Source organism: [Roseibacterium] beibuensis, assembly GCF_039542305.1.
Classification (GTDB): Bacteria; Pseudomonadota; Alphaproteobacteria; order Rhodobacterales; family Rhodobacteraceae; genus Roseibacterium; species Roseibacterium beibuensis.
This window is the reverse complement of sequence record NZ_BAABHW010000002.1, coordinates 131261-154014: the sequence shown is the minus strand read 5'-3', so window position 1 is coordinate 154014 and position 22754 is coordinate 131261. Positions and strand designations below refer to the sequence as shown.

Genomic DNA, 22754 nt, shown 5'->3' with positions numbered 1-22754 from the left:
CCGCCCCGCCGGCCCTCAGGCCGCCGAGCCACCCACGGTCAGGCCGCCGATCATCAGTGTCGGCTGGCCCACGCCCACGGGCACCCACTGGCCTGCCTTGCCGCAATTGCCCATCCCGGGATCGAGCGCCATGTCATTGCCGATGGCGCGGATGTTTTGCAGCGCGGTGGCGCCGTCGCCGATCAGCGTGGCGCCCTTGACCGGCGCGCCGAGCTTGCCGTTCTGCACCCGGTAGGCCTCGGTGCAGGAGAAGACGAACTTGCCGTTGGTGATATCGACCTGCCCGCCGCCGAATCCCACGGCATAGATGCCGTCCTTGAGATCGGCGAGGATATCGCCCGGCTCTGCGTCGCCGCCCAGCATGTAGGTGTTCGTCATGCGGGTCATCGGCGCATGGGCATAACTTTCGCGCCGCCCGTTGCCGGTGGGCTCCACCCCCATCAGGCGGGCCGATTGCCGGTCCTGCATGTAGCCCACGAGGATGCCATCCTCGATCAGCGTGGTTTTGTGGGCGGGCGTGCCCTCGTCATCCACGGTGACGGAGCCGCGCCGGTCGGGGATGGTGCCGTCGTCCAGCACGGTGACGCCGGGCGCGGCGACACGCTGGCCCATCAGCCCGGCGAAGGCCGATTGCTTCTTGCGGTTGAAATCGCCCTCCAGACCGTGGCCCACGGCCTCGTGCAGCAGGATGCCGGGCCAGCCGGGGCCGAGGACCACGTCCATCACGCCGGCAGGGGCGGGCACCGAGCCGAGATTGACCAGCGCGATGCGCAGCGCCTCGCGCGCCACGCCTTCCCAATGGGCGCGTTCGAGCAGGCCGGTCAGGCCGATCCGCCCGCCGCCGCCCGCGCTGCCCGACTCGCGGCGGCCGTTTTCCTCGACGATGATCGACACGTTCAGGCGCACCATCGGGCGCACATCGGCCACGCGGTGACCCTCGGGGCGCAGGATCTCGACCTCTTGCAGAGACGCGGCGAGGCTGGCTGAGACCTGCACGACGCGCGGATCGAGGTCGCGGGCGAAGGCGTCGATCTCGCGCAGCGTGTCGAGTTTCACGCCGAACTCGGCCCCCGACATCGGGTCGGCGTCGGTATAGAGGCGTGCATTGGTGCCCTGGGGCGGCGCGGCCATGGTGCCGCCGCCGTCGCCCACGGCAAGGCGCGTCGTTTCAGAGGCCCGGCGCAGGGCGGCTTCGGAGATCTCGGTGGAATGGGCATAGGCCGCGACCTCGCCCTTCACGGCGCGCAGGCCGAATCCCTCGCCCGCGTCATAGCTCGCGTTGCGCACGCGACCATCGTCGAAAACCAGAACCTCGGACCGGCGGCGTTCGAGAAACAGCTCGCCATCATCCGCGCCGTCGGTCGCGGCGCGCAGAATCGAAAGTGCGGCATTTTCGTCGATCTGGGTCTCAAACGGTCGAAAAGAAGGGGGAACTTGCGACATTCGGGGCTCCGCGCAGGGGTCAAAAATGATCTATGTCAAGTTCTTGCCAGGTGAGACATTTTTGACCAATGTGTTGATACTCGCTCAAGGATATGGTCCTAGCAGCTTGGAACGCAACGGTATGCCGAAACGGAGGAGCCCCGTGTCACGGGGCAAGAGGAGCGGCAGCCGGGACAGAACGGGACTTAAACGCATGGCACTTCGCAAGAAGCTTGGCGGCCTGACGGCTGCATTCGGAGCAACCCTGACAGCCGCGGCGGCAAGCGCGCAGACCGCTGGCCTGCGCGAGGGGCTGGAGATCATCGGTGCGCCCGAGCCGGGCGGCGTCAACATGCAGCCGGGGGTGACCAGCGTCGCGCAGGACATCCGCGCGCTCGATACGCTGCTTCTGGTGATCGTCACGGCGATCGTGATCTTCGTCACCGCCCTGCTGATCTGGACGATGCTGCGCCACAACGCCAAGGCGAACCCGGTGCCGTCGAGCTTCACGCACAACACCAAGATCGAGGTGACCTGGACGGTCGTCCCGCTGATCATCCTGATCGTGATCGGGGCCTTCTCGCTGCCGGTGCTGTTCCGCCAGCAGACCATCCCCGAGGCCGATGTCGTGGTGAAGGCCACCGGCTACCAGTGGTACTGGGGCTATGAATATCCCGAGCATGGTATCGACTACCTGTCGGTCATGCTGAACGAGGATGAACTGGCCGAGTACGGCTACAGCCAGGACGAATACCTTCTGGCCACCGACACCGCGATGGTCGTGCCGACCGGTCAGACCGTGGTCGTGCAGGTGACCGCCGCCGACGTGATCCACAGCTGGGCGATGCCCGCCTTCGGTGTGAAGCAGGACGGCGTGCCGGGTCGCCTGGCCGAATTGTGGTTCGAGGTCGAGCCGGGCCAGGAAGGCGTCTATTTCGGCCAGTGTTCGGAACTGTGCGGCGTGAACCACGCCTACATGCCGATCACCGTCTTTGCCGTGACGCCCGAGGAATACGAGGCCTGGGTCGCGGGCGAGGCGACGGCCTTCAACTCGATCGACGGCATGACGGCCCCGCAGGTGATCGAGCTGGCCGCAGCCGAGTAATTCACGAGATCGGGTGGGCGGCGCTGATGCGGCCCACCCTCACTTTCGACCGGGAGGGTCCGGCGCGATGAGCGACGCAACCGTCAACACCGAAGTTCAGACCGGCGCGCCCGAAGCGCGATTCGGGGACTACGTGCTGCTTCTGAAGCCGCGCGTGATGTCGCTGGTTGTCTTCACGGCGTTGGCCGGGTTGCTTGTCGCGCCGGGTAGCCTATCCCCCATGGTCGGCTTCACCGCGATCCTGTTCATCGCGCTGGGCGGCGGCGCCTCGGGCGCGCTGAATATGTGGTATGACGCCGATATCGACCGGATCATGAAGCGCACCAAGGGCCGCCCCGTTCCGGCGGGCAAGGTCACGGGCGGCGAGGCCCTGTCCATCGGGCTTTGGCTGAGCGTGATCTCGGTGGCGATGCTGGGGCTGGCGACGAACTGGGTCGCGGCCGGGCTTCTGGCCTTCACCATCTTCTTCTACGCGGTGATCTACACGATGTGGCTGAAGCGGGCGACGCCGCAGAACATCGTGATCGGTGGCGCCGCGGGGGCCTTTCCGCCGATGATCGGCTGGGCGGCCGTGACGGGCGGCGTGTCGATCGAGTCGGTGCTGATGTTCGGCCTGATCTTCATGTGGACGCCGCCGCATTTCTGGGCGCTCGCGCTGTTCATGAAATCCGACTACCACGAGGCGAAGGTTCCGATGCTGACCGTCACCCATGGCCGCAAGGAAACCCGCCGCCAGGTCTGGATCTATTCGCTGCTGCTGGCGCCGGTGGCGCTGGGCCTTGGCCTGACCTCGATCGGTGGGCCGATCTACCTGTCGGCGGCCATCGTGCTGAACCTGATCTTCGTGCTCCGCGCCAAAGCCGTCTGGCGGCGCGACGAAGCCACGGCCGAGGCCGACAGCTATGCCGCCGAGAAGCGGCTGTTCAAATTCTCGCTGAGCTACCTGTTCCTGCATTTCGGCGCGCTGATGGCCGATGCGGCGCTGCGGGCGGCCGGCGTCTGGGGGTGGTAAGAGATGCCGATCACTGAGACCCACGAATTGCACAAGCGTCGGCTGGGCCGGAATGTCGGCGTGGCGCTGAGCCTTGTCGGCTTTGCCGCCATCGTCTTTGGCCTGACCATCGCCAAGATCCAGGAAGGCGCGTCGATGGAGGCGTTCGACCACCAGCCGCGCGTCTCGGTCACCCCGGTGACGGAGGGGGGCGATCAATGAGCGGACAGGCCTCTCACCGCAAGACGGTCTTCGGCCTTCTGGGCGTGATCGTGGTGATGGCATCCCTCGCCTGGGCCGCCGTGCCGCTTTACGACTGGTTCTGCCGCGTGACGGGCTATGGCGGGACGACCAACGTGGCCGAGACCGAAAGCGACCAGATCCTCGACCGGACGATCCGTGTGCGCTTCGACGCGAGCCTTGCGCGCGACATGCCGTGGGAATTCCGCCCGGTCGAGCCGCATATGGATATCCGCATCGGCGAGACCGGGCTGGCCTTCTACGAGGCCTATAACCCGACCGACCGCCCTGTCGCGGGCACGGCCAGCTACAATGTCGCGCCTTTCGATGCGGGCAGCTATTTCGTGAAGATCGCCTGCTTCTGTTTCGAGATGCAGGTGCTTGAGCCGGGCGAGCGCGTGCAGATGCCCGTGACCTTCTATGTCGATCCCGAAATCGTGGACGACCCCGAAATCCGCGGCACGCCCGCGATTACCCTGTCCTACACGTTCCATGTGACGGACATGCCAGAAGATTATGCCGCGCTCGAACCAGCGACATCGGGCGGCAACTGAGACGACGACCGGGAGGACGGAGACACCCATGGCTCACGCAAAACACGACTACCATATTCTGCCACCGTCCATTTGGCCGCTCATGGCCGCTGGCGGTGCCTTCGCGATGCTGTTCGGCGCCGTGAACTGGATGCATTCCGGGTCGCCCTGGCTGTTCCTGATGGGCCTCGCTGCCGTGCTTTACGTCATGTACGGCTGGTGGGCCGATGTCGTGCACGAAAGCAATGACGGCGACCATACGCCGGTCGTGCGCCTTGGCCTGCGCTATGGCTTCATCATGTTCATCATGTCCGAGGCGATGTTCTTCGTCGCGTGGTTCTGGGCCTTCTTCAAGCACGCGCTCTACCCGATGAGCGCCTACGAGGGCTCGGTTTATTCGATGCCCGAGATCCATACGGTGGACCCGTTCCACCTGCCGCTGATCAACACGCTGGTCCTGCTCTTGTCGGGTTGCGCCGTGACCTGGGCGCACCATGCGCTGGTCCATAACGAAGACCGCAAGGATGTCGAATGGGGCCTTCTGATCGGCGTCGTGCTGGGCCTCGCCTTCACCGGGCTTCAGGCCTTCGAATACTGGGAGTTGATCGTCCATGACGATTGGACCTTCGGCGGCGACAAGTTCTTCTCGACCTTCTTCCTGGCGACCGGGTTCCACGGCCTGCACGTGATCATCGGCACGATCTTCCTGTTCGTCTGCTACCTGCGGGTGAAGGCGGGTCAGTTCACGCCCGAGAAGCATGTCGGGTTCGAAGCGGCGGCATGGTACTGGCACTTCGTCGACGTGGTCTGGCTGTTCCTGTTCCTGGCCGTCTACATCTGGGGCCAGGGCCAGATCGCCCACTGAGTGGCATCGCGCCCGCCTGTCGGGCGCGACTTGAATTTCGCGCAAAGGCCTGCCACTTGGCGGGCCTTTCCATTGGAGGCGACAAGATGCGGCGTATGATCTGGCCCCTGGTCTTCGGGATCGGCGGCGTGGCGATCCTGGTCAGCCTCGGGGTCTGGCAGGTGCAGCGGCTGGCGTGGAAAGAGGCGATGCTGGCCGATATCGAGGCGCGCATCGCCGACGCCCCGGTGGCGCTGCCCGAGGCACCGGATATGGAAGCGGACCGGTTCCTGCCGGTCGAGGTGACCGGGCAGTTCCGCGATGCCTATGCCCGTGTCCTTGTCAGCCAGCGCGGGGTGGGCGCGGGCTATCGCGTGATCTCGCCCTTCGACACCGGCGCGCGGGTGATCCTTGTCGATCGCGGCATCATGCCGACCGAGGGCGCGGTGCCCGCGCATGAGGGCGCGGTCACCGTCACCGGCAATGTCCATTGGCCCGAGGAAGTGGACGGCTTCACGCCCGAGCCGGACCTCGCCCGCAACATCTGGTATGCGCGCGACGTCGATGCGCTGGCCGCGCATCTCGACGCCGAGCCCGTCTTCGTCATCGCGCGGGACCTGTCGGTGGATGATGCCCCGATCACGCCTCTGCCGGTGACGACCGAGGGCATCCCGAACGACCACTTGAACTATGCCATCACGTGGTTTTCGCTGGCGGTGCTCTGGTTGGGGATGACACTCTATCTTCTGTGGCGTATCAGGCGACGAACGGTCTGAAGGACAAGCGATGCGGTATGTATCCACGCGGGGGACCGCCCCCGAGTTGAGTTTCGAAGAAGCGATGCTGACGGGTCTGGCCCGCGACGGGGGGCTTTACGTTCCCGCCGAGGTGCCGGTGATGTCCCAGGGCGATATCGCCGCGCTGGCCGGGCTGCCCTATGAAGAGGTCGCCTTTCGCGTGATGCGCCCCTTCATCGGCGACACCTTCACCGATGACGAGTTCGGCGCGCTGATCGAAGCCGCCTATGCCGGGTTCGGCCATGCCGCCCGCGCACCGCTCAAGCAGTTGCAGCCGAACCATTTCCTGCTGGAGCTGTTCCACGGCCCGACGCTGGCCTTCAAGGATTTCGCGATGCAGCTGATCGGTCAGCTGTTCCAGGCCGCGCTGAAGCGCCGGGGCGACCGGGTGACCATCGTGGGGGCGACCTCGGGCGATACCGGCTCGGCCGCGATGGAGGCGTTTCGCGGCCTCGACAACGTGTCGGTCTTCATCCTGTTTCCGCATGGCCGCGTGTCGGACGTGCAGCGCCGCCAGATGTCCACCGTGTCCGAGGCCAATGCCCATGCCCTCGCGCTGACCGGCGATTTCGACGATTGCCAGGCGCGCGTGAAGGACATGTTCAACGATTTCGACTTCCGCGACCGGGTGCGGCTGGCGGGCGTGAACTCGATCAACTGGGCGCGGGTGCTGGCGCAGGTCGTCTATTACTTCACCGCCGCCGTCAGCCTGGGCGCGCCGCATCGCAAGGTCAGCTTCTGCGTGCCCACGGGCAATTTCGGCGACATCTTCGCGGGTCATATCGCCAAGAAGATGGGGTTGCCGATCGAGCAGCTGATCGTGGCGACCAACCAGAACGACATCCTGCACCGGGCGCTGTCCTCGGGCGATTACGTCACCCATGGCGTCACGCCCTCGATCAGCCCGTCGATGGATATCCAGGTCAGCTCGAATTTCGAGCGCGCTTTGTTCGACGCCTATGGCCGCGACGGGGCCGCCGTGGCGCAGCTGATGGACGAGTTGAAATCGGGCGGCGGGTTCCACATCAGCCAGGGCGCGCTGCAAGGGTTGCGCGAAACCTTCGCCTCCGGCCGCGCCTCGGAGGAGGAAACCAGCGCTATGATCAAACGCGCGCGGGCCGAGATGGGCGAGTTGCTGTGCCCCCATTCGGCGGTCGGCGTGCATGTCGCGCAGGATTTCCAGGGCGAAACGCCGCTGGTCACGCTCGCCACCGCGCATCCGGCGAAATTCCCCGATGCGGTCGAGGCCGCGACGGGCATCCGCCCCGCGCTGCCGCCGCGCATGGCCGACCTGTTCGACCGCGAGGAACGCGTGACGCGGGTCGAGAATGACCTCTCGGCCATAGAGGCGCTGATCGAGGAGGGCGTGTTCGCGTGACGGTAGAACTTCATACCCTGTCGAACGGGCTGCGCGTCGTGACCGAGCATATGCCCTCGATGCAGTCGGCCTCGGTCGGGCTGTGGGTCAGCGCCGGGGGACGTCACGAGCGGGCCGAGCAGAACGGCATCGCCCATTTCCTCGAACACATGGCGTTCAAGGGCACGGCGCGCCGCACGCCCCAGCAGATCGCCGAGGAGATCGAGGATGTGGGCGGCTACCTGAACGCCTATACCTCGCGCGAGGTGACGGCCTATTACGCCCGCGTGCTGGCCGATGACGTGCCGCTGGCCATCGACCTGATCGCCGATATCACGCTCAACCCCGCCTTCGACCCGCGCGAGATCGAGGTGGAGCGCGGCGTGATCCTGCAAGAGATCGGGCAGGCCGCCGACACGCCCGACGACATCATCTTCGACTGGTTGCAGGAAGAGGCCTATCCGGGCCAGCCGCTGGGGCGCACGATCCTTGGCCCCGCCGAGCGCGTGCGCGGCTTTTCGCGGGGCGATTTCGACGGATTCGTGGCCGAGCATTACGGGCCGGGGCAGCTGATCCTGTCGGCGGCGGGCGCGGTCGATCATGACCAGATCGTGCGGCTGGCCGAGGCGGCCTTCGGCCACATGACGCCCGGCTCCGTCGCGATCCCCGAGCCGGGGCGCTTCGCCGGTGGCGAGAAGCGGGTCATCAAGGAGCTTGAGCAGGCGCATTTCACCCTGGCGCTGGAGGCCCCCGGCTATCGCTCGGACGATATCCATACCGCGCAGATCTACGCGACGGCGCTGGGCGGCGGCATGTCCTCGCGCCTGTTTCAGGAAATCCGGGAACGCCGGGGCCTGTGCTACACGATCTACAGTTCGGTCGGCGCCTTCGACGATACCGGCATGCTGACGATTTACGCTGGCACCTCGGGCGACCAGCTGGGCGACCTGGTTGGGCTGACGCTCGATGAGATCCGCCGCTCGGCCGAGGACATGACGGCGGTGGAACTGGATCGCGCCCGCGCGCAGATCAAGGCGGGGCTGTTGATGGGGCTGGAAAGCCCCTCGGCCCGGGTCGAGCGCATGGCGCGCCTCGTCGCGATCTGGGGGCGCGTGCCGCCGCTGGAAGAAAGCGTCGAGAAGATTGATGCCGTCACGCTGGAGGGTCTGCGCGCCCATGCCGCCGGGCTGGTGCAATCGGGTCGCGCGGCCATGGCGCTGTATGGCCCGGTGTCGGGCGCGCCCGACCTCGCCCATGTGACGGAGCGTCTGGCGGCCTGATGCTGAGCCGGAAGCGGCACGTTCGGATCGAAACGGATCGCCTGTCGCTGCGGTTGCCGCGCCATGCCGATTACCGCCCCTGGGTCGCCCTGCGCAGCCAGTCCGAGGCCTTCCTGAAACCGTGGGAGCCCGCCTGGGCCGTCGATCACCTGACACGCAAGGCCTTCACCAACCGGGTCTACTGGGCGCAGCGCGCGCTGTCGCAGGGCAACGCGGTGCCGCTTTTTATCCATCGCCGCGCCGATGAGGTGCTGCTCGGGGCCATCACGCTGGACAACATCCGGCGCGGGCCTGCGCAGGCGGGCACGCTCGGCTACTGGATCGGCGAGGCCCATGCGCGGCAGGGCTACATGCGCGAGGCGATCGAGGCCGTGGTGCATTACGCCTTCCGCTCGCTGGACCTGAGCCGGTTGGAGGCCGCCTGCCTGCCGGAAAACGTCGCCTCGCGCGGTGTGTTGGAGAAAACCGGGTTCAAATATGAAGGCGTCGCGCAAAGCTATCTGCAGATCAACGGGCGCTGGCGCAACCACGTGCTCTACGCCAATCTGCGCGCGGATCGCCGGGGGCGGACGGATGTCGGGTGAAAAGGCCCGGCCCATTGCCTTCCACGCCCCGCGCCAACGCGCTAGGTAACACAGCATGACCGATATCCTGAGCCTCCTGGCAGAGCGTCTGCCCCCGTCCGCCCTGCGCGAGGTCGAACCGCGCTACCTCGAAGAGCCGCGCGGCCGCTGGATGGGGCAGGGGGCCGCGCTTGTCCTGCCCGCCACGACGGCGGAGGTGGCGGAGACGATCAAGGCCTGTGCCGAGACGGGCACGCCGGTGATCCCCTATGGCGGCGGCACCGGCCTTGTCGGCGGGCAATTGTCCGAGTCTGGCCCCGCGCCGGTGATCCTGTCGCTGGAACGCATGCGCGCCGTGCGCGAGATGGATGCGCAGGCGGGGACCATGACGGTGGAGGCCGGCGCGATCCTCGCCGATATCCACGCCGCGGCCGAGGCCGAGGGCTGGATCTTTCCGCTGACGCTGGCCAGCCAGGGCTCGGCCCGGATCGGGGGGCTTCTGGCGACGAATGCGGGCGGGGTGAACGTGATCCGCTACGGCAATGCACGCGATCTCTGCCTCGGGATCGAGGCGGTGCTGCCGGACGGGACGGTGATGAACACGCTCTCGCCGCTGCGCAAGAACAACACCGGCTACGACCTGCGCCACCTGTTGATCGGGGCGGAGGGGACGCTTGGCGTGATCACGGCAGCCACGCTGCGCCTGTTCCCCAAGCCCGAGGCCACCGGCGCGGCGCTGATGGTGGTGCCGCATGCCGAGGCGGCACTGGGGCTGTTGCGCATGGCACAAGCCCGGATCGGCGAAGGCGTGTCGGCCTTCGAGATCATCAGCCGCACGGGCCTCGATTTCCTGAACGAGGTCGGTCCGGAGGTGAAACAGCCTTTCGACACGCCGCCCGACTGGATGTGCCTGGTCGATCTGGGCCTGTCCGGCGGCGCGCGGCCGGAGGAGGCGTTGGAAGAGTTGTTCGCCGAGGCCTTCGAGGCGGGGCTGGTCACGGATGGCGTGATCGCCCAATCCGAGGCGCAAAGGCAGGAATTCTGGGCGCTGCGCGAGAACATCCCGCTGGCCAACCGGCGGATCGGCGCGGTGGCGTCGCATGACATCTCGGTGCCCGTGGCGCGCATCCCCGATTTCATCGCCGAGGCGCCCGGCAAACTGGCCGAGATCGGAGAGTACCGGACCAACTGCTTTGGCCACTTGGGCGACGGCAACCTGCATTACAACGTCTTCCCGATGCCCGGCCGGACGCGCGCGGATCACGAGACCGAGCGCGGCGCGATCAAGCGAGCGGTACATGACCTGGTGCATGCGATGGGGGGCTCGGTCTCGGCCGAGCACGGGATCGGGCGGTTCAAGGTGGACGATCTCGAACGCTACGGCGATCCGGGCAAGCTGGCGGCGATGCGGGCGATCAAGGCGGCGCTCGATCCCAGGGGCATCATGAACCCGGGCGCGGTTCTGAAATCCTGACAGGTGTTTCGCGGCCTTTCGGCCGCGACCGGGGGAGGCGCGCCCTCGGGCCTCCTGCCGGAGGCCGCTCGGGTGCGCCTTGTGCCTCCGGCGGGAGTTTTTTCGCCAAGATGAAGGGACAGGTAACGCTTCGTTAACGTTAACGCGCCATGGTGGGGCCGCGCCGTGAGCTGGAGAGCGAAGCGGCGTCCAAGGTGAAGCCCCGTGCCCGGACAACACCGGTAGCCAATCCGCTAAAGTCGGGTGCGGGGTGGACCGGGGCGCACCGCCCCTGTCTTCATCTTGGCCGAAAAACCTCCGGGGGAGCCCGCAGGGCGGGGGCAGAGCCCCCATTTCCCGGAACCTGTCAGGTACGGATGCCGGAAAAGCGCGCCTGCCAGTCCTCGCGCGCCTCGTCGCTGATCTTGGCGAAGAGGACATCGGGCACCGTGAAGGTATGCCCGGCCGGAAGGGTGCCGACCGCCTGCGCCACGTTCTCGGGCCAGGACAGCTCGGTGCCCATGGCCTTGGCCATCGCTGCGGCCGCGTCGGGGATGAAGGGCGCGGACAGGCCGGCGTAGAGCGGGATGAGGTTCAGCGCGAAGCGGGTGATCGCGGCGGCGCGGTCCGGGTCCTCCTTGAAGGCGGTCCAGGGGGCGGCGGATTGCAGGTACTCGTTGCCCGCGGCCCAGATGGCGCGCAGCTCGGCCGATGCCTTGCGGATCTCGATCGCGTCCATGTGGTGCTGGTAGGCGGCCAGCCGGGTTTCCAGTTCCGCGATCAGGGCCTGTTCCTGATCGCCCATCTCGCCGCCTTCAGGCACGACCTCGCCAAATTTCGAGCGGCAGAACTTGGTGATCCGGCTAACGAAATTGCCCAGCACGTCCGCAAGGTCCTTGTTCACGCCGGCCTGGAAATTCTCCCACGTGAACTCGCTGTCCGAGGTTTCGGGGGCATGGGAGAGAAGCCACCAGCGCCAGTAATCGGCGGGCAGGATTTCCAGCGCCTGGTCCATGAACACGCCGCGCCCCTGGCTGGTCGAGAACTGGCCGCCATCGTAGTTCAGGTAGTTGAAGGACTTGATGTAATCGACCAGCTTCCACGGCTCGCCCGAGCCGAGGATCGTGGCCGGGAAGCTGAGCGTGTGGAAGGGCACGTTGTCCTTGCCCATGAACTGGACGTAGCGCACGTCATCGGCACCCTTGTCGGTGCGCCACCAGCGTTCCCAATCGGTGCCCTTGCCTGCATCGACCCATTCGGCGGCACAGGCGATGTATTCGATCGGCGCGTCGAACCAGACGTAGAAGACCTTGCCTTCCATGCCGGGCCAGTCGTCTTCGCCTTTCTTGACCGGGATGCCCCAGTCGAGGTCGCGGGTGATGCCCCGGTCCTGCAGCCCGTCGCCGTCGTTCAGCCATTTCTTGGCGATGGAGGTGGTCAGCACCGGCCAGTCGGTTTTCGAATCGACCCACTCTTCAAGCTGCGCGCGCATCGCGGATTGGCGCAGGTAGAGGTGCTTGGTCTCGCGCACTTCCAGGTCGGTCGAGCCCGAGATCGCGCTGCGCGGCTCGATCAGGTCGGTCGGGTCAAGCTGCTTGGTGCAGTTCTCGCACTGGTCGCCGCGGGCCTTGTCGTAGCCGCAATTGGGGCAGGTGCCCTCGATGTAGCGGTCGGGCAGGAAGCGGCCGTCGGCGTTGGAATAGACCTGTTTCTCGGTCACTTCGCGGATCAGCCCGGCCTCGGCCAGCTTGCCCGCGAAATGCTGGGTCAGCTTGTGGTTCTGCGGGCTGGAGGACCGCCCGAAATGATCGAAGGACAGGCGAAAGCCCTCGGCCAGCCCGGCCTGAACGCCCCACATCTCGGCGCAGTATTCGTCCACCGGCTTGCCGGCCTTGGCCGCGGCCAGCTCGGCCGGGGTGCCGTGTTCGTCGGTGGCGCAGAGGAACAGAACCTCGTCGCCGCGCGCGCGGCGGTAGCGGGCGTAGAGGTCGGCGGGCAACTGGCTGCCCACGAGGTTTCCGAGATGCTTGATCCCGTTGATGTAGGGGATCGCCGAGGTGATGAGGGTGCGCGCCATAGGGGACTCCTGCCGTGCTGTCGCGCACCGTTTAGCGCCCCCTGCGGCCAGAGGCCAGAGGTGCGAATGGCGTCCGTCCCGGTCAGGCCGTGCCTATTGCGCCGTATAGCCCCCGTCGACGAGGTGGTAAGAGCCGGTGATGAAGCTGGCGGCCTCGGACAGGAGGTAACAGGTCAGCGTCGCGACCTCTTCCGGGGTGCCCATGCGTTTGAGCGCATGGAGCCCGGCGAGATAGCTTTGGGTGTCCGCGTCGAGATGCGTGTCGATCAGGGCTGTATGGATAAAGCCCGGCCCCACGGCGTTGATCCGGATGTTGTCCGCGGCATGTTCCAGCGCCGCCGTTTTGGTCAGCCCCAGCAGCGCGTGTTTCGCGGCGACATAGGGCGAGGCCGTGGCGAAGCCGACGCTGCCGAGGATCGAGGCCATATTGACGATGGACCCGCCGCCGCCCGCCTTCATGACGGGAATGGCGTAGCGCATGCCGTAGAAAACGCCATGCAGGTTCACGTTGATCACCTGGTGCCAGCCGTCGAGCGGGTAGTTGCCCGTGGGCTCTGCCGGCCCGCCGATGCCCGCGTTGTTGACGAGCAGGTCCAGCCGTCCGGTCTTGGCCACGGCGAGTTTCACCATCGCCTCGACCTGGTCGGGTTTGGCCACGTCCGTCGCGCAGGAGATCGCGCCATGCCCGATCTCTTCGGCCTTTTCGGCCGCGTCCTCGGCGCTCAGGTCGGCCAGAAGGACCGTTGCGCCGCTTTGGGCCAGTTCCTTGGCGATGGCAAAGCCGATGCCGGAGGCCGCGCCGGTGACAATGGCCGTTTTGTCGTCGAATCGAATGTCCATGAAGACCTCCTTTGCCGGTCCTGTGAGCGGTTTGGGGTGGATTTCAGATTATGTCTCGCATGGGGCGCCGACTTTGATCCGGAACAAGGCGCGCGGTTTTTAGTCGTCGCCCCGGCGAAAGATCCGCCCGACAAGGAACGAGGTGCGCGGGATCCAGACATAGGGGGCGCGCTGGTCCGTGGGGGCACGGCGACGCATGCGCCACAGGCCGAAGACGAGCAGCCCGCCATGGGCCAGCGCGACGAAGGCGAACAGCGCCGCCGGTCCGTAAGCGGCGATCAGGCTGGAGGTCAGAAGCGGCGCGACGATGGCCCCGAGCGCGTAGAAGAACATCAGCGCGGCGGACAACTCGACCCTCTGGCTGTCCTCGGCCCAGTCATGGGCATGCGCCGCCGAGATCGAATAGATCGGGAAGGTGGTCAGCCCGAAGATCAGCGCCGCAAGGAAGATCGCGGCGAGGCCGAGGCCCGCGCTTGCCACGGTCAGGCCGCAGGCCGCGACGGAGGCGACCGAGAACCAGATCAGCACCTGCCGCCGGTCATGGCGGTCTGCCAGCCAGCCGGCGGGCACCTGCGCCACCGCGCCCCCAAGGACGAACGCGGCGAGGAAGAAACCGATCTGGTCGGGCCGCAGCCCGACTTCCGCGCCGTAAAGCGGGCCGACCATGCGAAACGAGGCGCCAGAGACGCCCGCGACGATCACACCGGCCACGGCCAGCGGCGACAATCGCCACGCAAGGCCCGGGCGCAGGCGGGGGGCGGTGCCGGTCTCGGGCTGGCTGAGCCGGGTCAGCGTCAGCGGCAGAAGCGCCGCGATGCACAGGAGCGCCAGGATGTTGTAGGAGACGTAGGAGGCGGGCGCGAGCACCCCGATCAGCAATTGCGCCGCCAGCGATCCGCCCGTGTCCACCATCCGGTAGGTGCCCATGGTGCGCCCGCGCGTGGCGTTCGTGACCTTGGCCTGAAGCCAGGCCTCGATCACCGTGTAGGCCCCCGCGATGCACAGCCCCGAGGCCACCCGCATCACAGCCCAGGCGTAGGGGTGGGTGACCAGCATATGCGCGATCAGTCCGATGGCACCCATGGCAGTGAAGGCGGCGAAGGCGCGGGAATGGCCGACCGAGCCCATCAGGCGCGGGGCGAACCAGCAGCCGATGAAGAACCCGAAGAAATGCGCCGAGCCCAGAAGGCCGATCTGCCGGTTGGTAAAGCCCAGTTCCGTGCCGGACAGCACGTCCAGCGGCCCCACACCCCCCGAGGACAGTTGCAACAGGATGACGGAGAGGAAGAGGGCGGCAAAGGAAATCAGCAGGCGCATGGGATCGAGGTCATTCGGGCAATATGCCTGACCTATCGCGTCGATCCGCGCGCCGCTGGCCTGTTTGCGTCAGGGGGCGTCGATTTCGGGTCAGGCGGGTTCGCGCGCGGCCGGGGTGGCGGCGATCTCGGGCGCGCCGCGCGGTCCGCGCCGGATCGGCCAATCGCCCGGTGGCGCCTCGCGCGCGCGGATGCGGTGCAGGTGCCACGCCCCCGGCGCGGGGCTTTTGTGGGCCGGGTCCAGCCGCCAGCGCGTCTCGATCCCCGGTGCGCCGCCGTCCCCCGGCGTCAGCAAGAGCGCCAGCGGCGCGCGGCCGGTGGCCTCGGCCCCGGCCTCGGCGGCGAGATGCAGGCGGCGCACGGGTGTCAGCGCGGGCGGCTCCGGCAGGTCGCCCACCACCAGCGGAACCGCGCCGCTGCGCAGGGCCTCTTCCATCGACCAGAGCAGGTCGCTGGCGCGGGTCGGCTCCACGAAAACCAGGCGGCCCGGCGCGATCTCCTCGACCATGCCGGCCATATGGGGGCGGTCCGGGTGCCAGGCGGGGCGAATCCAGAGCACCGGGCCGGTCGTGCCGCGCGCCAGCCACAGCGCCAGGCGCCGCCGCGCCGCGCCGCAAAACTCGTGCGCGCGTCCGGTGGCCAGCGCGAAGGGGGCGCAAAACGGCACCATCGGGCGCGGCTGTCGGTGGCTGTGACGGGTGATGCGGGTGGGGTCCATATGGTAAATGATATATGTTCCTGAAATGTTCTCAAGGCCTGCTTGCCCTCGGGGATGGGCGGCTTAGGGTGCGCGGCAATCGCGAAAAGAACAGGACAAGGGACAGCCATGCGCCGCATTCAACTGGGCAGCACCGATCAGACCATCACCGATTACTGCCTCGGCACGATGACCTGGGGCAACCAGACCCCCGAGGGCGACGCCCACCGCCAGATGGACATGGCGCTGGAGGCCGGGATCGACATCGTCGACACGGCCGAGATGTACCCGGTGAACCCCGTCACCGCCGAAACCGTCGGCCTGACCGAAACGGTTCTCGGCAACTGGAACGCGGCCAATCCGGGGCGTCGCGACGATTACGTGCTGGCCACCAAGATCACGGGCAAGAACAAGGCCTTCGTCCGGCCCGAGCAGGACATCACCGCGGAAACCTTCACCGAGGCGCTGGATGCCTCGCTGACCCGTTTGCGGACCGATCATATCGACATTTACCAGCTGCACTGGCCCAACCGTGGCAGCTACCATTTCCGCCAAAGCTGGACCTACGACCCCTCGCACCAGGACAAGGCCGCGACGCTGGCCAACATGCTCGAGGTGCTGGAGGCCGCGAAAGCCGCCCAGAAGGCGGGCAAGATCGGACATTTCGCCCTGTCGAACGAAAGCGCCTGGGGCACGGCGCAATGGCTGCGCCTGTCCGAGCAGCACGACCTGCCGCGCGTGCAGACGATCCAGAACGAATACTCGCTCCTCTGCCGCCTTTATGACACCGACCTTGCCGAACTGGCGGTGAACGAGCAGGTGACGCTTATGGCCTACTCGCCCCTCGCGGCGGGGCTGTTGACCGGGAAGTACCAGAACGGGGCGGTCCCGGCGGGCAGCCGGATGGAAGGCAATGGCGATCTCGGCGGGCGCGCAACCGACCGCGCTTTCGAGGCCGTGGCGGCCTACATGGCGGTCGCCGAGAAGCACGGGGTCGACGTGGTTCACATGGCGCTTGCCTTCACCGTGCAGCGACCCTTCCCGGTCTCGACGATCTTTGGCGCGACCACGTCCGACCAGCTTCGGCGCATCCTCGATGGGGTGGACGTGCACCTGTCCGACGAGGTTCTGGAAGAGCTGGCTGCGGTCCACAAGGCGCATCCGATGCCGTATTGATGGCGTGGGATGAACCTGTGGGTGGACTGTGGATAAATGCGTAATCCTGAATCATTGGGGTGAAATACTCGCATCCTCCCAGGAATAATGTCGAGAAATGAAAAGCGGGCATTGCGCCGAAACGATCCGGCCGCCCGCTTTTCGGAACGTTCCTGGCCCGATCAGCCCTTGCACCGCCAGACGCCCCATTGTGTCATGCCCGAAACGGCACAGCAGGAGGGCAAAGGGATGCCACTGACCATGACGCGCGAGGTGTTCATCACCTGCGCGGTGACGGGGTCGGGCCAGACGCAGGACCGAAGCCCGCATGTGCCCCGCAGCCCCGAAGACATCGCCGAAGCCGCCATCGACGCGGCCAAGGCCGGGGCGGCCATCGCGCATCTCCATGTCCGCGACCCCGAGACGGGCCAGCCGTCTCGCGACCCGGCGCTCTATCGGCGCGCCGTCGACCTGATCCGCGCCAGCGACACCGATGTCATCCTGAACCTGACGGCGGGGATGGGGGGCGATCTGGTGTTCGGCCCCCCGGACCGGCCCCTGCCACTGGCCGACGGCACCGACTTCATCTCGGCCGACGACCGTTTGACCCATATCGCCGAGTGCCGGCCCGAGATCTGCACGCTCGATTGCGGGACGATGAATTTCGCCGAGGCCGATTACGTGATGACCAACACGCCCGGCATGCTGCGCGCGATGGGGCGCCGCATGGAGGCGTTGGGCGTCAAGCCGGAGGTCGAGTGTTTCGACACCGGCCATCTATGGTTCGCGAAACAGCTTGTGGCCGAAGGCGTGCTGTCCGACCCGGCGTTGGTGCAGCTTTGCATGGGGGTGCCCTGGGGCGCGCCGAACGACCTGGCCACGTTCAACGCGATGGTCGCCGCCATCCCCGAGCATTGGACCTTTTCCGCCTTCTCGTTGGGGCGCGATCAGATGGCCTATGCTGCCGCGGCCATCCTGGCCGGGGGGCATATCCGCGTCGGGCTGGAAGACAATTTGTTCTTGGAAAAGGGCGTCTTGGCGACCAATGCTCAACTTGTCGAGCGGGCGCGCGGCATTGCCGAAGCCATGGGCGCGCGCATCCTCTCGCCCGCCGAAGTGCGCGAAAAGCTCGGGCTCAAGGCGTATCATCCGGAGGCGGCCCAATGACCACGATCCTGTGTTACGGCGACAGCAACACCCACGGCACCATGCCGTTCGAGGAGTTCGGCGTGCGGCGGCGGCATCTGCAGGGCAGCCGCTGGCCCGATGCCATGGCCGCCGCGCTCGGCCCCCGCTACCAGGTGATCGCCGAAGGGTTGCCGGGGCGCACCACGGTGCATGAGGACCTTGTGGAGGGCGGCAAACGCTCGGGCCTCGACGTTCTGCCGGCGATCCTGCACAGCCACGAACCGATCGACCTGCTGATCCTGATGCTTGGCACGAACGACCTGAAACCGCGCTTTTCGGTGACGGCTTTCGAGATTGCGCGCTCGGTCGAACGGCTGGTGATCCTGTCGCGCCAGCTTCTGCCGTCCCTGCCGATCCTGCTGTTCTCGCCCGCGCCGGTGCGCGAGGTCGGAACCCTGGCCGAGGTCTTCGCAGGGGCCGAGACGCGCCAGATCGGGTTGCCCGGCCATCTGCGGGACGTGGCGGATCGGCAAGGTTGCGGGTTCCTCGATGTCGGTTTGCATGTCGATGTCTCGCCCGTCGACGGCGTGCACTGGGAGGGGGAGCTGCACCGCACCTTCGGCGCGGTTGCCGCGGATGCCGTGCGGGCGCAGATGGAGGGGGGCGAATGACCCGAAAAGCGGCGATCCTTGGCGCGGGCGTCATCGGCGCGGGTTGGGCCGCGCGCTTTGCGCTCATGGGATGGGACGTCGCGGTGTTCGATCCGTCCCCGACGGCCAAGGCGACGGTCGAGGCCGCGTTGGACCGCGCCCGCGCCAGCCTTCCGGCCCTCTACGACTCGCCGCTGCCGCCCGAGGGGCGGGTGACCCATGCCGCCGATCTTGCAGGCGCGGTGCGGGATGCCGCGTGGATACAGGAGAGTGTGCCGGAACGCCTCGACCTGAAACACACGTTATTTCAAGAGGTTCAGGCGCATTGTTCACCTGGCGCGATCCTCGCCTCCTCGACCTCGGGCTTCACGCCGACCGAATTGCAGGCAGGGGCACAGCGGCCCGGACAGATCATCGTCGCCCATCCCTTCAACCCGGTCTACCTGTTGCCTCTGGTCGAACTGGTGGGGTCGGGTGAGACGCCGAGGGACCTGCTGGCCAAGGCCGAACAGGTTCTGGACAGTCTCGGCATGGCGCCGCTGACCATCGAGGCCGAGGTGCCCGCCCATATCGCGGATCGGCTTCTGGAGGCCGTCTGGCGCGAGGCGCTGTGGCTCGTGAAGGACGGGGTGGCGACCACGGGCCAGATCGACGATGCGATCCGCCTCGGGTTCGGTCTGCGCTGGGCGCAGATGGGCCTCTTCGAGACCTATCGCATCGCCGGTGGGGACGGCGGCATGGCGCATTTCCTGCGGCAGTTCGGACCCGCCCTGAAATGGCCCTGGACCAGGCTGATGGACGTGCCGGAACTGGACGAGGCGCTTGTTCAAAAGATTGCCGCGCAATCTGATACGCAGTCCGGCGCGCATTCCATCGCCGAGCTTGAGGCCATGCGCGACGACAACCTCGTCTCGATCCTGCGCGTCCTGAAGGATCGCAATGCAGGCGCTGGCGCGGTCTTGCGCGGCCACGAAGCGGGGCTTGCCTTGCCCGCGCCGGACCCGGACACGCCCGCGATGCCCGTGACCTTGGACCGGCAGGTGCCCGTCACCTGGGTCGACTATAACGGGCACATGAATGAGGCGCGATTTCTGCAAGCCTTTTCAAATGCCTGCGACCAGCTTCTGCATTGGGCCGGCATGACGCCCGAGGCGATCGCAGCGGGCCACAGCGTCTTTACCGTCGAAACCCATATCCGGCATCTGGACGAGGTGCAGATCGGCGATCGCATCCGGGTCAAGGCCCGCGTGATCGAGGGGGGCGGTAAGAAATTCCACATCTGGCAGGAGTTGTGGGTTGGCGACCGGCTTTGCGCGACCGGCGAACAGATGCTGTTGCATGTCGATCTGGCGACGCGCCGCTCCGCCGTGCCGCCGGACCGGATCGCCAATTGGCTGGCACGGGCCAAGGCGGCCCATGCCGATCTGCCATGGCCCGAGGGCGTGGGCCGCGCGGTGGGGCAACGCGCCTAGCGCACCGCGTCGCGCAAGCTGCGCAAATGGCCGGGGATGTCACGCGCCGAAATGCTGGCCTCGCGCACCAGCCAATCGAAATGCCGCGTGATGGTGCGCACGCGATCCCGGTCGCGAAAGGCGATGTAGTGCCGCCCCATGTAGATCACCGCCATTTTGGGGCCGAACACCGTGACCGGCGAGGAGTAGACGCGCCGCGCGTCGAACAGGAACATCCGCAGGCTGGGGTAGAAACGCTCATACACCTCCAGCAGCCAATCCAGTTGCGCCATCCGGATATCGGCATCGAGGCCCGCGTAGTAGGCCTCGCCCCGCGCGAAGCTTTCCAATTCGTGCAGGGCGAGCGCCATTTCGTAGTCGCTTTCGCTCAGGCTCATCCAATCCAGCCGCGCGGCGGCGGCATCGATGGCCTCGGTCGGGCGGCGATGGGTCAGGGGGGCGTATTCCCATTGCAGCATCGCGTCGGTCTTGAGCATGTCGGGCAGGGTCGCGGGGACATGGCGGATCTTGTAGCCCTCGGCCTCGCGGTGCCACGCGAAGATCTGGTCGTCGAGGCCGGTGGCCCGGCCGGTTTCCGAGATCGACAGCGAGGACTCGAGCAGCGCGCCCGCCTGTTCCGGCCGATCCGTCAGGCCGAGCAGCCAGTCGGCCGAAACATCGAGCGCCTGCGCCGCCGCCGCCACCACATGCCCGCCCGGCATACGCGTCTCGCCCGACGCGAGGATTTGCGTCACCGTGGAGCGATCCACTCCGATCGCTCGGGCTAGGGCCGCCCGGCTTTTTCCGGTCGACATCAAGGCGGCGGTCAGGCGGTCGCGAAACAGCGCCGCGCGATCACGCTTGGAGAGTTCTATCATCATCGTTGAGAAAAACCATCAGTGTTGAATTTGAATTGAGAAAACCCGGTCTCCCGCCCGGGCGCAAGCGGCCTTAGGCTCTCGGCTGGCGCAACGCTGCGCCGTTCAATGAAAACAGGGGGATATATGCGGATCGAATGGCCGACGCTCTTGCTGATCGTGGCAACTTACGGGGTTTGGGCGGCGGCCCTGTTCTGGATCGCCCCGTTTGCCCTGGTTCTCGCGCTGGCCGTGGCGGCGGTCGCCATCGCGATGCAAAGCTCTCTTCAGCACGAGGTCCTGCATGGCCACCCCTTCGCCGAGCGCCGCCTGGGCGAGCCGCTGGTGTTCGCCTCGCTCAACCTCGCCATTCCCTACATCCGGTTTCGTGACACGCATCTGGCGCATCACATGGATGCGCGCCTGACCGATCCCTACGAAGACCCGGAGTCGAATTATCTCGACCCGGCTGTCTGGGCGGTATTGGCGCCTTGGTTGCAGCGCGTGCTTGACCTCAACAATACCCTGCTGGGCCGCATGGTTCTGGGTCCGCTGATCGGGCAGATCGCCTTCATGGCCGAGGATTGGCGGCTGATCCGTGGCGGGGATCGTGGCGTCCTGATCGCATGGCTGGTGCATCTGCCCGCCGCAGCGGCGGTTCTGGCCCTCGTCGCGGCCTCGCCCATGCCGGTCTGGGCGTATCTCCTTGCCTGTTATGCCGGCCTCGGACTGCTCAAGATCCGGACCTTCCTCGAACACCAGGCGCATGACCGCGCGCGCGGCCGCACCGTCATTATCGAGGATCGCGGGCCGCTGGCCTTCCTCTTCCTCAACAACAACCTGCACGTGGTCCATCACATGCACCCCAAGCTGCCCTGGTACCGCCTGCCGAAGATCTATTTCAACAATCGTGCCAAGTACTTGGCCCGTAATGACGGGTATCGCTACGACAGCTACGCCCAGATCTTTCGCCGCCACCTGTTCCACGCCAAGGACCCGGTGCCGCATCCGCTCTATCCGCCCGCAAGCGATTGATCCGCACTGATTTCGCTTGAGGCGCGCAAGGATCGGGGCGACACAGCGCCATGCCCCTCTGGATTCCGGTCACCATCTTCGCCGCTTTCATGCAGAACCTGCGGTTCCTGCTGCAACGGCACCTGAAGGTCACGGGCCTGTCCACCGCCGGCGCCACATGGGCGCGGTTTGCCTATTCCGCCCCGCTCGTGGCGGCGCTGGCCTTTGGGTATCTCTGGCTCAGCGGTCAGGCGACGCCCGCCGCCGACCTGCGCTTCTGGGCCTTTCTGGTCCCCGGCGCCATCGGCCAGATCCTCGCCACCATGTGCGTGGTCGCGCTGTTTGCCTTCCGCAATTTCCCCGTGGGCGTGACGCTGGCCAAGACCGAGGTGATCCTCTCGGCGATCATCGGCCTGATCCTCTTGGGTGATACCGTCTCGCCCGGGCTGGTGGCGGCCATCGCCATCGGCTTTGTCGGCGTAGTGCTCTTGTCCGACCCGCCGAAGGGGGACACGTCACTGCCCCTGCGCCAGAGGCTGTTCAACCGGGCCTCGGGCTATGGCCTTGCCTCTGGCCTGCTGTTCGGAGTGTCCGCCGTGGGCTATCGCGGCGCCTCGCTCGCGCTGGACAGCGGCGATGTGTTTCTGCGGGCCAGCCTGACGCTCGCGGCGGCAACGGCGGTGCAGACCCTGACGCTGGGCCTTTGGCTGGCGTTCCGCGAGCGCGGCGAGATCGCCCGCGTTGCCGCCAGTTGGCGGGTCTCGGCCCCGATGGGCCTGACCTCGATGCTCGGCAGCCTGGGCTGGTTCACCGCCTTCACGCTCCAGACCGCCGCCGTGGTCAAGGCGCTGGGGCAGGTGGAACTGGTCTTCACCTTTCTCGTCTCGGTCTTCTGGCTCAAGGAACGTTCGTCGGCCAAGGAAATCGGCGGCGTCGTCCTGATCCTCGCGTCCATCGGTCTCATCTTCTGGAGGAGCGTCTGAG

Annotated in this window: 22 protein-coding genes; 16 read left to right on the top strand and 6 right to left on the bottom strand. The window is 66.8% G+C overall.

Annotated elements, in window-relative coordinates:
* Window positions 1-15: 15 nt before the first annotated feature.
* A complete protein-coding gene (tldD, locus tag ABD923_RS07150; RefSeq protein ID WP_259549992.1) occupies window positions 16-1443 on the bottom strand; it encodes a metalloprotease TldD in 1428 nt (475 codons plus the stop codon).
* A gap of 193 nt (window positions 1444-1636) precedes the next feature.
* On the opposite strand from tldD, the gene coxB reads away from it, so the two are divergent.
* The 10 genes from coxB to ABD923_RS07100 all read left to right on the top strand — a co-directional run bounded on the left by coxB (window position 1637) and on the right by ABD923_RS07100 (window position 10606).
* Entirely contained in the window at window positions 1637-2527 is an 891-nt protein-coding gene (gene coxB, locus ABD923_RS07145; protein ID WP_259549990.1) for a cytochrome c oxidase subunit II, read from the top strand.
* Between the two features lie 67 nt (window positions 2528-2594).
* On the top strand, window positions 2595-3539 hold the full coding sequence (gene cyoE, locus ABD923_RS07140; protein WP_259549989.1) for a heme o synthase: 945 nt from the start codon (window positions 2595-2597) through the stop codon (window positions 3537-3539).
* Between the two features lie 3 nt (window positions 3540-3542).
* Window positions 3543-3740: a cytochrome C oxidase assembly protein gene (locus tag ABD923_RS07135; protein WP_222191380.1), complete on the top strand. Its 198-nt coding sequence runs from the start codon at window positions 3543-3545 to the stop codon at window positions 3738-3740.
* Window positions 3737-4312 carry a cytochrome c oxidase assembly protein gene (locus ABD923_RS07130; protein ID WP_259549988.1) on the top strand — a complete coding sequence of 192 codons (576 nt, stop codon included), beginning with the start codon at window positions 3737-3739 and terminating at the stop codon, window positions 4310-4312. The genes ABD923_RS07135 and ABD923_RS07130 overlap by 4 nt, the downstream gene beginning before the upstream one ends.
* 28 nt (window positions 4313-4340) lie before the next feature.
* Window positions 4341-5156, top strand: a complete 816-nt coding sequence (locus ABD923_RS07125) for a cytochrome c oxidase subunit 3 (protein WP_259549987.1) — start codon at window positions 4341-4343, stop codon at window positions 5154-5156.
* 86 nt (window positions 5157-5242) lie between these two features.
* Window positions 5243-5911: an SURF1 family protein gene (locus ABD923_RS07120; protein WP_259549986.1), complete on the top strand. Its 669-nt coding sequence runs from the start codon at window positions 5243-5245 to the stop codon at window positions 5909-5911.
* Window positions 5912-5921: 10 nt separating this feature from the next.
* Window positions 5922-7310 carry a threonine synthase gene (gene thrC / locus ABD923_RS07115; RefSeq protein WP_259549985.1) on the top strand — a complete coding sequence of 463 codons (1389 nt, stop codon included), beginning with the start codon at window positions 5922-5924 and terminating at the stop codon, window positions 7308-7310.
* Window positions 7307-8569 (top strand): M16 family metallopeptidase, encoded by a 1263-nt coding sequence (locus ABD923_RS07110; protein ID WP_259549984.1) that lies wholly within the window; start codon window positions 7307-7309, stop codon window positions 8567-8569. The genes thrC and ABD923_RS07110 overlap by 4 nt, the downstream gene beginning before the upstream one ends.
* Entirely contained in the window at window positions 8569-9153 is a 585-nt protein-coding gene (locus ABD923_RS07105) for a GNAT family N-acetyltransferase (RefSeq protein WP_259549982.1), read from the top strand. Before ABD923_RS07110 ends, ABD923_RS07105 begins: the two co-directional genes overlap by 1 nt.
* A 55-nt stretch (window positions 9154-9208) precedes the next feature.
* The gene (locus ABD923_RS07100; RefSeq protein WP_259549981.1) at window positions 9209-10606 is read left to right on the top strand and encodes an FAD-binding oxidoreductase; all 1398 of its coding nucleotides are present in this window, start codon (window positions 9209-9211) and stop codon (window positions 10604-10606) included.
* 346 nt (window positions 10607-10952) lie between these two features.
* On the opposite strand, the gene metG is transcribed toward ABD923_RS07100, so the two are convergent.
* The 4 genes from metG to ABD923_RS07080 all read right to left on the bottom strand — a co-directional run bounded on the left by metG (window position 10953) and on the right by ABD923_RS07080 (window position 15536).
* Window positions 10953-12662 (bottom strand): methionine--tRNA ligase, encoded by a 1710-nt coding sequence (gene metG, locus ABD923_RS07095; RefSeq protein WP_259549980.1) that lies wholly within the window; start codon window positions 12660-12662, stop codon window positions 10953-10955.
* 93 nt (window positions 12663-12755) lie between these two features.
* Window positions 12756-13502: an SDR family NAD(P)-dependent oxidoreductase gene (locus ABD923_RS07090; RefSeq protein ID WP_259549979.1), complete on the bottom strand. Its 747-nt coding sequence runs from the start codon at window positions 13500-13502 to the stop codon at window positions 12756-12758.
* A gap of 99 nt (window positions 13503-13601) precedes the next feature.
* On the bottom strand, window positions 13602-14819 hold the full coding sequence (locus ABD923_RS07085) for an MFS transporter (protein WP_259549978.1): 1218 nt from the start codon (window positions 14817-14819) through the stop codon (window positions 13602-13604).
* A 90-nt stretch (window positions 14820-14909) separates the two neighbouring features.
* Window positions 14910-15536, bottom strand: a complete 627-nt coding sequence (locus tag ABD923_RS07080; protein ID WP_259549977.1) for an ImuA family protein — start codon at window positions 15534-15536, stop codon at window positions 14910-14912.
* Between the two features lie 108 nt (window positions 15537-15644).
* Between ABD923_RS07080 and ABD923_RS07075 the strand changes: the two genes are divergently transcribed.
* The 4 genes from ABD923_RS07075 (at window position 15645) to ABD923_RS07060 (ending at window position 19920) form a co-directional block, all read left to right on the top strand.
* Window positions 15645-16691, top strand: coding sequence for an aldo/keto reductase (locus ABD923_RS07075; protein WP_259549976.1), 1047 nt, complete (start codon window positions 15645-15647; stop codon window positions 16689-16691).
* Window positions 16692-16919: 228 nt separating this feature from the next.
* A complete protein-coding gene (locus tag ABD923_RS07070; RefSeq protein WP_259549975.1) occupies window positions 16920-17837 on the top strand; it encodes a beta-keto acid cleavage family enzyme in 918 nt (305 codons plus the stop codon).
* On the top strand, window positions 17834-18469 hold the full coding sequence (locus ABD923_RS07065) for an SGNH/GDSL hydrolase family protein (protein WP_259549974.1): 636 nt from the start codon (window positions 17834-17836) through the stop codon (window positions 18467-18469). The genes ABD923_RS07070 and ABD923_RS07065 overlap by 4 nt, the downstream gene beginning before the upstream one ends.
* Complete coding sequence (locus tag ABD923_RS07060) at window positions 18466-19920, top strand: carnitine 3-dehydrogenase (RefSeq protein ID WP_259549973.1); 1455 nt, start codon at window positions 18466-18468, stop codon at window positions 19918-19920. Before ABD923_RS07065 ends, ABD923_RS07060 begins: the two co-directional genes overlap by 4 nt.
* On the opposite strand, the gene ABD923_RS07055 is transcribed toward ABD923_RS07060, so the two are convergent.
* Window positions 19917-20780, bottom strand: a complete 864-nt coding sequence (locus ABD923_RS07055; protein WP_259549972.1) for a helix-turn-helix domain-containing protein — start codon at window positions 20778-20780, stop codon at window positions 19917-19919. The two genes, ABD923_RS07060 and ABD923_RS07055, sit on opposite strands and share 4 nt — an antisense overlap.
* A gap of 105 nt (window positions 20781-20885) precedes the next feature.
* Between ABD923_RS07055 and ABD923_RS07050 the strand changes: the two genes are divergently transcribed.
* Complete coding sequence (locus ABD923_RS07050; RefSeq protein ID WP_345229445.1) at window positions 20886-21791, top strand: fatty acid desaturase; 906 nt, start codon at window positions 20886-20888, stop codon at window positions 21789-21791.
* A 50-nt stretch (window positions 21792-21841) separates the two neighbouring features.
* Window positions 21842-22753, top strand: a complete 912-nt coding sequence (locus ABD923_RS07045; RefSeq protein WP_259549970.1) for a DMT family transporter — start codon at window positions 21842-21844, stop codon at window positions 22751-22753.
* Window position 22754 lies beyond the last annotated feature (1 nt).

What these genes read in the sequence shown, in the direction of transcription:
- ABD923_RS07135 (WP_222191380.1), top strand. Translation starts at nt 3,543, where the DNA reads ATGCCGATCACTGAGACCCACGAATTGCACAAGCGTCGGCTGGGCCGG.
- ABD923_RS07120 (WP_259549986.1), top strand. Translation starts at nt 5,243, where the DNA reads ATGCGGCGTATGATCTGGCCCCTGGTCTTCGGGATCGGCGGCGTGGCG.
- ABD923_RS07055 (WP_259549972.1), bottom strand. Translation starts at nt 20,780, where the DNA reads ATGATGATAGAACTCTCCAAGCGTGATCGCGCGGCGCTGTTTCGCGAC.
- ABD923_RS07090 (WP_259549979.1), bottom strand. Translation starts at nt 13,502, where the DNA reads ATGGACATTCGATTCGACGACAAAACGGCCATTGTCACCGGCGCGGCC.
- ABD923_RS07075 (WP_259549976.1), top strand. Translation starts at nt 15,645, where the DNA reads ATGCGCCGCATTCAACTGGGCAGCACCGATCAGACCATCACCGATTAC.
- ABD923_RS07045 (WP_259549970.1), top strand. Translation starts at nt 21,842, where the DNA reads ATGCCCCTCTGGATTCCGGTCACCATCTTCGCCGCTTTCATGCAGAAC.
- ABD923_RS07080 (WP_259549977.1), bottom strand. Translation starts at nt 15,536, where the DNA reads ATGGACCCCACCCGCATCACCCGTCACAGCCACCGACAGCCGCGCCCG.
- ABD923_RS07070 (WP_259549975.1), top strand. Translation starts at nt 16,920, where the DNA reads ATGCCACTGACCATGACGCGCGAGGTGTTCATCACCTGCGCGGTGACG.
- ABD923_RS07100 (WP_259549981.1), top strand. Translation starts at nt 9,209, where the DNA reads ATGACCGATATCCTGAGCCTCCTGGCAGAGCGTCTGCCCCCGTCCGCC.
- ABD923_RS07085 (WP_259549978.1), bottom strand. Translation starts at nt 14,819, where the DNA reads ATGCGCCTGCTGATTTCCTTTGCCGCCCTCTTCCTCTCCGTCATCCTG.
- tldD (WP_259549992.1), bottom strand. Translation starts at nt 1,443, where the DNA reads ATGTCGCAAGTTCCCCCTTCTTTTCGACCGTTTGAGACCCAGATCGAC.
- ABD923_RS07050 (WP_345229445.1), top strand. Translation starts at nt 20,886, where the DNA reads ATGAAAACAGGGGGATATATGCGGATCGAATGGCCGACGCTCTTGCTG.
- ABD923_RS07130 (WP_259549988.1), top strand. Translation starts at nt 3,737, where the DNA reads ATGAGCGGACAGGCCTCTCACCGCAAGACGGTCTTCGGCCTTCTGGGC.
- coxB (WP_259549990.1), top strand. Translation starts at nt 1,637, where the DNA reads ATGGCACTTCGCAAGAAGCTTGGCGGCCTGACGGCTGCATTCGGAGCA.
- cyoE (WP_259549989.1), top strand. Translation starts at nt 2,595, where the DNA reads ATGAGCGACGCAACCGTCAACACCGAAGTTCAGACCGGCGCGCCCGAA.
- thrC (WP_259549985.1), top strand. Translation starts at nt 5,922, where the DNA reads ATGCGGTATGTATCCACGCGGGGGACCGCCCCCGAGTTGAGTTTCGAA.
- ABD923_RS07060 (WP_259549973.1), top strand. Translation starts at nt 18,466, where the DNA reads ATGACCCGAAAAGCGGCGATCCTTGGCGCGGGCGTCATCGGCGCGGGT.
- metG (WP_259549980.1), bottom strand. Translation starts at nt 12,662, where the DNA reads ATGGCGCGCACCCTCATCACCTCGGCGATCCCCTACATCAACGGGATC.
- ABD923_RS07105 (WP_259549982.1), top strand. Translation starts at nt 8,569, where the DNA reads ATGCTGAGCCGGAAGCGGCACGTTCGGATCGAAACGGATCGCCTGTCG.
- ABD923_RS07125 (WP_259549987.1), top strand. Translation starts at nt 4,341, where the DNA reads ATGGCTCACGCAAAACACGACTACCATATTCTGCCACCGTCCATTTGG.
- ABD923_RS07065 (WP_259549974.1), top strand. Translation starts at nt 17,834, where the DNA reads ATGACCACGATCCTGTGTTACGGCGACAGCAACACCCACGGCACCATG.